Annotated in this window: 12 protein-coding genes; 4 read left to right on the top strand and 8 right to left on the bottom strand. The window is 45.7% G+C overall.

Going from position 1 to position 7,904, the window contains the following annotated elements; translation table 11 throughout:
- A partial coding sequence (locus tag QUA44_RS29755; protein ID WP_333257295.1) for a hypothetical protein occupies positions 1 to 214 on the top strand: 214 nt, incomplete at its 5' end.
- Positions 215 to 282: 68 nt separating this feature from the next.
- On the opposite strand, the gene sipA is transcribed toward QUA44_RS29755, so the two are convergent.
- From sipA to QUA44_RS29735, 4 genes are all read right to left on the bottom strand, one after another.
- Positions 283 to 504, bottom strand: a complete 222-nt coding sequence (gene sipA / locus QUA44_RS29750; protein WP_333257297.1) for a regulatory protein SipA — start codon at positions 502 to 504, stop codon at positions 283 to 285.
- A gap of 71 nt (positions 505 to 575) precedes the next feature.
- Positions 576 to 797: a hypothetical protein gene (locus QUA44_RS29745; protein ID WP_333257300.1), complete on the bottom strand. Its 222-nt coding sequence runs from the start codon at positions 795 to 797 to the stop codon at positions 576 to 578.
- Positions 794 to 1,063, bottom strand: coding sequence for a GIY-YIG nuclease family protein (locus QUA44_RS29740; RefSeq protein WP_333257320.1), 270 nt, complete (start codon positions 1,061 to 1,063; stop codon positions 794 to 796). The genes QUA44_RS29745 and QUA44_RS29740 overlap by 4 nt, the downstream gene beginning before the upstream one ends.
- A 152-nt stretch (positions 1,064 to 1,215) precedes the next feature.
- A complete protein-coding gene (locus tag QUA44_RS29735) occupies positions 1,216 to 1,644 on the bottom strand; it encodes an NUDIX domain-containing protein (RefSeq protein ID WP_333257303.1) in 429 nt (142 codons plus the stop codon).
- A 230-nt stretch (positions 1,645 to 1,874) separates the two neighbouring features.
- On the opposite strand from QUA44_RS29735, the gene rbfA reads away from it, so the two are divergent.
- The 3 genes from rbfA to QUA44_RS29720 all read left to right on the top strand — a co-directional run bounded on the left by rbfA (position 1,875) and on the right by QUA44_RS29720 (position 4,650).
- Positions 1,875 to 2,327, top strand: a complete 453-nt coding sequence (rbfA, locus tag QUA44_RS29730) for a 30S ribosome-binding factor RbfA (RefSeq protein ID WP_333257306.1) — start codon at positions 1,875 to 1,877, stop codon at positions 2,325 to 2,327.
- 65 nt (positions 2,328 to 2,392) lie between these two features.
- Complete coding sequence (locus tag QUA44_RS29725; protein ID WP_333257309.1) at positions 2,393 to 4,054, top strand: glycoside hydrolase family 3 N-terminal domain-containing protein; 1,662 nt, start codon at positions 2,393 to 2,395, stop codon at positions 4,052 to 4,054.
- A gap of 362 nt (positions 4,055 to 4,416) precedes the next feature.
- The gene (locus QUA44_RS29720) at positions 4,417 to 4,650 is read left to right on the top strand and encodes a DUF4327 family protein (RefSeq protein ID WP_333057778.1); all 234 of its coding nucleotides are present in this window, start codon (positions 4,417 to 4,419) and stop codon (positions 4,648 to 4,650) included.
- A gap of 63 nt (positions 4,651 to 4,713) precedes the next feature.
- Here the strand turns inward: QUA44_RS29720 and QUA44_RS29715 are convergent, their stop codons facing one another.
- The 4 genes from QUA44_RS29715 to QUA44_RS30860 form a co-directional block, all read right to left on the bottom strand.
- Complete coding sequence (locus QUA44_RS29715; RefSeq protein WP_333257312.1) at positions 4,714 to 5,118, bottom strand: hypothetical protein; 405 nt, start codon at positions 5,116 to 5,118, stop codon at positions 4,714 to 4,716.
- Positions 5,119 to 5,521: 403 nt separating this feature from the next.
- The gene (locus QUA44_RS29710) at positions 5,522 to 6,655 is read right to left on the bottom strand and encodes an ABC transporter ATP-binding protein (protein WP_333257314.1); all 1,134 of its coding nucleotides are present in this window, start codon (positions 6,653 to 6,655) and stop codon (positions 5,522 to 5,524) included.
- 50 nt (positions 6,656 to 6,705) lie between these two features.
- A complete protein-coding gene (locus tag QUA44_RS29705) occupies positions 6,706 to 7,275 on the bottom strand; it encodes an HD domain-containing protein (protein ID WP_333257317.1) in 570 nt (189 codons plus the stop codon).
- Between the two features lie 340 nt (positions 7,276 to 7,615).
- Positions 7,616 to 7,843: an ISAzo13-like element transposase-related protein gene (locus QUA44_RS30860; RefSeq protein ID WP_333397805.1), complete on the bottom strand. Its 228-nt coding sequence runs from the start codon at positions 7,841 to 7,843 to the stop codon at positions 7,616 to 7,618.
- Positions 7,844 to 7,904 lie beyond the last annotated feature (61 nt).

Raw genomic sequence — 7,904 nt, 5'->3', positions numbered from 1 at the left:
AAGGAAGGAAGGAAGGAAGGAAGGAAGGAAGGAAGGAAGGAAGGAAGGAAGGAAGGAAGGAAGGAAGGAAGAAGAAGGAAGGAAGAAGGAAGAAGGAAGGAAGGAAGGAAGAAGAAGGAAGGAAGAAGGAAGAAGGAAGAAGGAAGAAGGAAGAAGGAAGAAGGAAGAAGGAAGAAGGAAGAGGGAAGAGGGAAAATTGCCCAATTCCCAATGACAATTCCCAATGACAACTGCCCAATGACAACTGCCCACTGTCCAATGAAAACTGTCAACTGTCAACTGTCAACTGTCAACTGCTTCAATGTACTGACTGTCTAACAGAAAAGCACCTTTTTCAAAGCGAATTCCCCAATAATTGCCGGGACGCCGATCGATCACAACGCCTTCAGCGCCGATCGCAATTAAATTCGCAGGCCGCAGCATCGGCATCGGTTCGGCAGTTTTGACGTAGGGCGGCATCGCCACAACTCGGACTTTTTGACCGATTGTAAATTCTTTTTCCATGAGTTTTATTCCTGTTTGGCGAGCGGCATAACTTAAGCGTAACTGGGAGTGCGATCGCGATCGATGAAATTTCAGACAGTATCTTTCATGCGTTTAGCCAGCAAACAATCTTCAAAGCTAAAAGATTCTTCGTCTAAAAAGCTAGAGATTGCCATTTCAATCGTAGCTTCAAGAGAACATTCAAGTTCAGCGGACTTGGACAAGAGGGCAGCTTTTATATAGTCAGGCAAATTATCGACCAACTGATGAATATCTTCGGTCGAAAGGTGTTGCTTGGTGATAGTTTGAGTCATAGTTCTCTGGGGATTTTAACGTTGTAGGGAGGGTTGCTGGCTTGGAGGATCAGGGTTTCTAATTCATATGATAACCCCGGTCTTTGCCATTGGTTGAGAGTGACGAAGGCAATCCTCACGTCGTCTGGATTGTAGCGATCGAGCCAGCCCCACAGAAAGGCTTTATGTCCGTTGCGAAGTCTGTCTCGCAAGTTTTTGGCTTTGCCAATGTAAAGCAGTCCTTCGGAGGAATGCCGAAATGCGTATAAACCTACTCTGGTAGGAATAGTACCAAAGTCGCGGCTGAGGGGTTGGCATTGCTAAAACGGGGTGAAGGCAAGGGTATCCAGAATTTGGCGGGCTTCTTGTTGGATAGAATCGGGCATGATGGGGGGGCGATCGGACTTTGCTTGATTTTATATTGAAGATCGCCCATTAATTACCGATTTAAATAATCCTGCAACAATTTCCAAGCCATTTGAGTACCCTCGCCTGCATTTACCTTCTCAAAATCTACATCTTTTCTCAAAACGACTAAACCCACACCTTCTTTGATTTCTATTGCCTCAATATTACTAATTCTCGCCAAGAATAGGTAATTATCCTGTAGGACTGCTTGATGATTTTGGGTTTTTTGATGAACAAAAGTTGTGACAAATTCCATTTTATAGTTTTTTTCAAGACAAGTTTCTTCCTCCAATTCTCGCACTGCGGCCTGATTTGGACTTTCTCCAATGTCCACGCCACCACCAAAAGTAGAAAGCATCCCTTCACTTGCAATACCTGGAATATTATCTCGCAGTTGTGCCACAATCTGGCCGTTCGGCAGGATTAGAAAAATGCGAACAATTGACTTAGGAATATTCATATTAAGTATTTGACAATCTATAGTTGAGAAATTAGGAGACTGCACGCGCCGTGTCCCTACCCAAAATAATATTGTAGGGACACCGTACGTGCAGTCTCCTCTATCCTGACGGAATTTATATGACGCAAAAACCCGGTCGATCAAGCTAATTCACTCATTTTAGGTTCAAGTCGCGCTACAATTGTCGGTCGGGATAAAAACGGCTGATCTAAAAGTAGGGGATAGTTGGTATGGCTACAAGTCGTCGCATAGAGCGCGTAGCTTCAATGATTAAGCGGGAAGTCAGTCTGATGTTGCTGAACGGCATTAAGGACGATCGCGTCGGTGCAGGTATGGTTAGCGTTACCGAAGTAGTTGTTTCGGGAGACCTTCAGCACACAAAAATCTTTGTCAGTATTTACGGTACTGATGAGGCGAAAGCCGAGACTATGGAAGGTTTGAAATCGGCAACTAGCTATGTTCGTAACCAGTTGGGGCAGCGGTTGCAATTACGCCGGACACCAGGAGTGGCATTTCTAGAAGATGGTTCCCTGGAACGGGGTGATAAAATGGTGATACTGCTGAATCAGCTTTCTGCCGATCGCAAACCAGGTATGTTTGACGACGAAGAATTGACGGATGATGGCGAAAAATTGACCAATGATGATGATGATGATGATGATTTAGAAGCAGACAAGGATTAATTAGCATCTGAAGGCAGTCAACAGTCAACAGTCAACAGTCAACAGTCAACAATTCCAAATTACCCATGATTGACAATCTTTCCTTGCCAGAATTGGTAGCCCAGATGTTCGTAGTGCGTGCTTCTGGCTACTTGTTCGACCATCAAATTCGCTATCTTGAATGGGAGCCAACCGCCGACAAACTCCGCTATTATTTGGAAAAGTTGGGCGTCGGTGGGGTGATTTTGGTCGGGGGAAGCGCTGCGGAGTTGGCAGTTCGATCGCACCAATTGCAGTCTTGGGCAAAATTTCCGTTGTTGTTAGCTGCGGATATTGAAGAAGGTGTCGGCCAGCGGTTTGCGGGGGCGACTTGGTTCGGGCCGCCGATGGCAATTGCTGAAATTGCGACGCATGATGCAGGTAAAGCCGATCGATATGCTGAACAAATGGGCTCTGTGACTGCGATCGAAGCTAGGGCGATCGGTCTAAATTGGATTCTCGCACCAGTCGTTGATGTTAACAACAATCCCGACAATCCCGTGATTAACGTCCGCGCTTTTGGCGAGACATCGGAAATTGTCGGCAAATTAGCTGCTGCTTTTATTCGCGGCGCAGGTGAGCACCCGGTTTTGACTACAGCTAAGCATTTTCCCGGCCACGGCGACACGGCGGTTGATTCTCATTTGGAATTGCCGGTTTTGCCGCATTCGCCAGCGAGATTAGCCCAGGTTGAGTTACCTTCTTTTGTGGAGGCGATCGCCGCTGGGGTCGATGCTGTGATGAGTGCTCACTTGCTGATTCCGGCTTGGGATGCGGACTTTCCTGCTACTCTTTCTCGCAAAATTTTGATTGGGAAGCTGCGAGAAGAGTTGGGATTTGAAGGTTTGATTGTGACGGATGCTTTGGTGATGGGTGCGATCGCCAATAAGTACGGCGCTAATGAAGCAGCAGTTTTGGCGGCTGAGGCTGGTGCTGATGTTTTGCTGATGCCGCTTGACCCGGAAGGGGCGATTCTCGCAGTCTGCGAAGCTGTTACTCAAGGGCGGCTTTCCATAGCACAAATCAAGGAATCTGTCAAGCGAATTTGGAAAGCAAAAATCAAGGTGGGTTTGTCGATTTCTGACCCCCCCCAATCAGGGCGGGCACAGGGGCACCGCCCCTACAAGGGGGGGAGCAAGCATCCAGAATTGATCGACTCGATCGACTTAAGTTTGCTGGCAAATCCAGAGGCAAGGGCAACTGCTGCCGATATTTTGCGAGATTCTTTGAAATTTGGCGGCAATCTACCTTTGCAGGTTGCAAAACCCCCAGAAAACCAGCTTTTGCGGAATTTGATTGTTGTAGATGATGTTTTGGGGTGCGAGTTTTTGGGCAACCACACTCCTGCCATCGCCCTTCCCGAACAGTTTGGTTACGAATTGCAACTGATTGACGATCGCACAGGGGCGATCGCTGATAATACAGGTGCAGAGCATTTTTCTCCGACACTGCTGCAAATTTTCATTCGCGGCAATTGCTTCCGAGGCAGTGCTGGTTTGACCGAAGCAGCTCAAGATTGGTTTAAGAAATTATTAAAAACGGGAGAACTGCAAGCTGTGTTAATTTACGGCAGTCCCTACGTTTTAGAGCAATTTTTGCCACACTTGCCTCCGAGTATTCCTTATGTATTTTGTTATGGGCAAATGCTGGCAGCGCAATCTCTCGTTCTAGAAGTGCTATTCGGCATTGACGGAACTGGTAATGCTTGAGTTGCCCGACTCCTAAATCTTTCCTTTGGTGTTTCCGTCAGGACTTAAATTCATCAACCCGGTTTCTCGCAAGAAATGTTGCCTTTGGTGGCAAAGCATCCAGAAACCGGGAATCCGATGCGGGTTCCTAAGTTCTGAATTGAACTTTCCAGCAGATCCGCTTCCTAGTCAGGAAAATGTGCTGTTTATCAATATCCTAAGACAGATCCCATCACTTACTAATGATTCGTATAATTTATTTTTATTTACGGTGGTGAATTGTATAGCTGTATACGGACAAAATTTAACTTCCATATTCCTAAGTTTGGACTATATTATTACCAGGGCCATAAATTTTTTTAGTAAAACATTGAGGGCGCATTATGATTCACTCCACTATTCCCCAAATCCAATACTCTTTAGATGTGATCCAAGATGAAGCGCGTCACCTAGTCCACGAGGGCGTGCTGAGCCGCCAACAGCCTATCTACACGCTGTGCCAATTCATCCCACCCCGGGAATGGGCTTGTGTAGAGTGCGAATTAGAAAAATGCGACTTCTTACTGCGCGATCGCATTGCCGACCTGATCGGTTCTGAAAAATGGGACAATGACTAAAGTTTGGTTCTCTTAAATTAAGTTGGCAAGTAAACTCCGGCTGTGTTAAAGACTCTTGATTCTTTAATACTGGGATTTTTGGGCGCGCAAATTTTCCAACTCGGCCCTCAGCGCTGCCATCTGTGCAGTTAATTCTTGAATCTCTAGCTTTACGTTAGGCTGTACAACCGACTCGGGAGGAGCATCTGTCGCTGCATCTGATTGCTTGGGCGAGACAGATTCATTGTCTGCATTCTCCCGATCGCCCGGCCCTGAGAAAATAGTATCTACAAAATTCCGGGCTTCTCGCTCAGTCATTTCTCCTTTTTCCAGCAACTCATCGGCTAGCTGGCCAAAATCTGACTTCAGTTTGTCAAGATTTTCTTCTCGCTTCAGGGGATCTTGCAATGTCTCAATTAAAAAGGAAGTTGCACCTAAAGTTAGGTGAAATCCTGTTTGCAGCATTTGAGGCAGGTTGTCGGGATTCATCTAAAAATGCCGCTAGAACGTTTTTCTGAGTTTTTGGTTCGCTAGTTGCTCCCAAGTTGGGGCGTAAAGCCGCTTCTTAGCGCGAAGATGCGAAGTTGTCGATCGCGATCGCCCCGAGTTAGGAAAGATCAGCTTTTGGGGGGACGTTTTGCCGTTGTGCCAATACTAATCGTATCATTACTTCGGAAATTGATAAATGTCAACTGTAAATTTTTGTAACAAGAAATAGAAACATCCCCACTCGAAAAGTCAGTCTATCGGGGCTTACGCATGGGGGCGAGAAACCCGGTTTCTGCGAAAAATTTGGGACGAGGAACGAGAAATACACGAAGAAACTGGGTTTCATCAGTCAGCGTGCATAAATCCTATCTATTTAAGATTGGAGATTTGAGGTTGAATCGAGTTAAGGATACAGCGCCTCACCGGTGGAGGGGTCAAATATAAATAGTCGATCGAAGTCAAGCTGTACCGTCAGTCGATCGCCCGATCGCAAGCGAACATTCGCAGGTATTTGTAACTGTACAGTAGTTTCAGCACTCAACAAAGGCAAACTCGCCCGAATTAAAGTTTCTCGCCCTAGAGGTTCCACTACTTTTACCTCTACATCAAGAGGGACTTTTTCTAATGCCCAAACATCGGTTTTCAAATCATCTTCTTCTGCGTTTTGTGGCGTAAACATTTCTATATTTTCTGGACGGATGCCCAAATCAAATCCTTGTCCTTCTCTAGGCTGCAATTTTTTCTGAATCGAGGGCGGACAGGCTAAATGTTGATTTCCCACTTGAAAGGATTCGTTAGTATAAATTGCTGGCAAAATGTTCATGGCGGGATTGCCTAAAAATGTGGCAACCATGCGGTTAGCTGGTTTGGCATAAATGCTTTGCGGATCTCCAATTTGTTGAATTTTCCCCCCATTTAAGACTACAATCTTATCAGCTAAAGTCATCGCTTCCACTTGGTCGTGGGTGACGTAAATTGTGGTAATTCCCAGCCGTTGATGCAGTTGTTTGAGTTCGGCTCTAGTGTCATCTCGCAGTTGAGCATCGAGGTTAGAAAGCGGTTCATCCAAAAGAAATACTTTCGGTTCGCGGGCGATCGCCCTTCCGAGTGCTACCCGCTGCTGCTGTCCGCCTGATAGCTGTTTGGGCTTACGCTTGAGGAGGTGATCGATCGAGAGTGAGCGGGCTACTGTTTCGACTCGTTCTTGAATTTTAGTCGGGTCAACCTTCCGCATCCGCAATCCAAAAGCCAGATTTTCCGCGACAGTCATGTGCGGGTAAAGCGCGTAATTTTGAAACACCATTGCAACGTCCCGCTGTCTCGCCGGAATGTTGTTAACTAAATTATCTCCGATGTAAAGATTGCCGGAAGTTGCGGTTTCTAAACCTGCAATTGTCCGCATAATTGTGGATTTCCCGCAGCCGGATGGCCCGACTAATACCCAAAATTCCCCGTCCGGGATTTTGAAGCTGATGTTTTCGATCGCGGTGACGTTTTGGTAGCGTCTGGTAATATTTTCTAAGCGAACATTTGCCATTTTGTGACTGTAATTGGTAATTGATAATGAGTGATTTTTACCTTCAGTCTTCAGCCTTCAGAAAACTGTTCCAATTCTAAAACTGTGCGGTCTAATTCTTCAACTATAGGCGTTAACTCAGCTTGGCGGAATGCTTCTACTAAACAACGATAATACCAGAGAGAACCGTCTTTGCCACCTTTAAAGCGTTCCCAAACAGTATCTCCTAATTGACGGGAATCTTTCAGGATCGATCGAACATTATAAAGTTTATCAGCAGCCGAGACTAATCTGACGGAGCCAGAAGCTTTAGAAATGCGATCGATATAGGCTTGTTTTCCCTGCCACCAAGGGGGTTTCGGCGTCTCGTCACTGTCTGTACAGCCGTCTACAATCGCTGTGACAGTATCCCCAAAGCGGCGGCAGATGGCTTCGCGGGTGGTGTGGCCGCCTTGATCTTCGATCGCATCGTGAAGCAAAGCTGCGATCGCCTCATCTTCATTTGCCCCATATTCTAAAGCTATACTAGCCGTGCCCAACAAATGGGCAATGTAGGGAACGCCCGAACCTTTGCGAACTTGAGTAGCGTGCAATTCGGCGGCATAGGTGAGGGCTTCAGAAAAACGGTTTGAGAGAATCATGAAAGTCACCTTTCTTAATTGCTATGATATATAAATTGTCGGGCTAAGACGAATCAAGAAACTCTTCTACCCAACGAAACTTGCTCTGTAATGACAAGAATTTCTGATGCCAAATATCACCAGGTTGGTATTTTTTACGGATGGCTCTATTGGGTAAAATCTGGATTAAAATTAAGTCAAAATAAATTAGGCTGAGCCGATTTTAGCCTCATAAGTTACACAAATATTGAAAAATGGTGGGAAATTGTCTGTAGTGCTTACCTACTTGCGAGTCTCCATTCAAACGCCTTGCAAACTCTTAAGAAACCGCTAAGGGACTCGCGGACAAATAAAATACCAGTCAAAATGGGGGAATCGTGATATCCCATTTTGGTAAAGTTTCAGAACGTTGCCATTCGGGCAAATACTGTTTTAACTCATGAGGTAAGACTTTTACGCCTTTCTCATAAGTTATCTCAATTAAGTGTACAATGGGCTTAATTCCTTTCCATGTCATGTTAGATGCCCAGTTTATGGCAGTTTCAACCGAATCTAAAATAGCACCATTCCAATAATAGACCTCTTGCAAAAATCCTTTTCATCAGTTAATGGGACGGGCTCTCCGGCCCATCCCACAAGAAAAAATCACT

The sequence above is a fragment of the Microcoleus sp. N9_A2 genome (assembly GCF_036701775.1).
Taxonomy (GTDB): domain Bacteria; phylum Cyanobacteriota; class Cyanobacteriia; order Cyanobacteriales; family Microcoleaceae; genus Microcoleus.
This window is presented reverse-complemented; position numbering and strand designations above follow the sequence as displayed.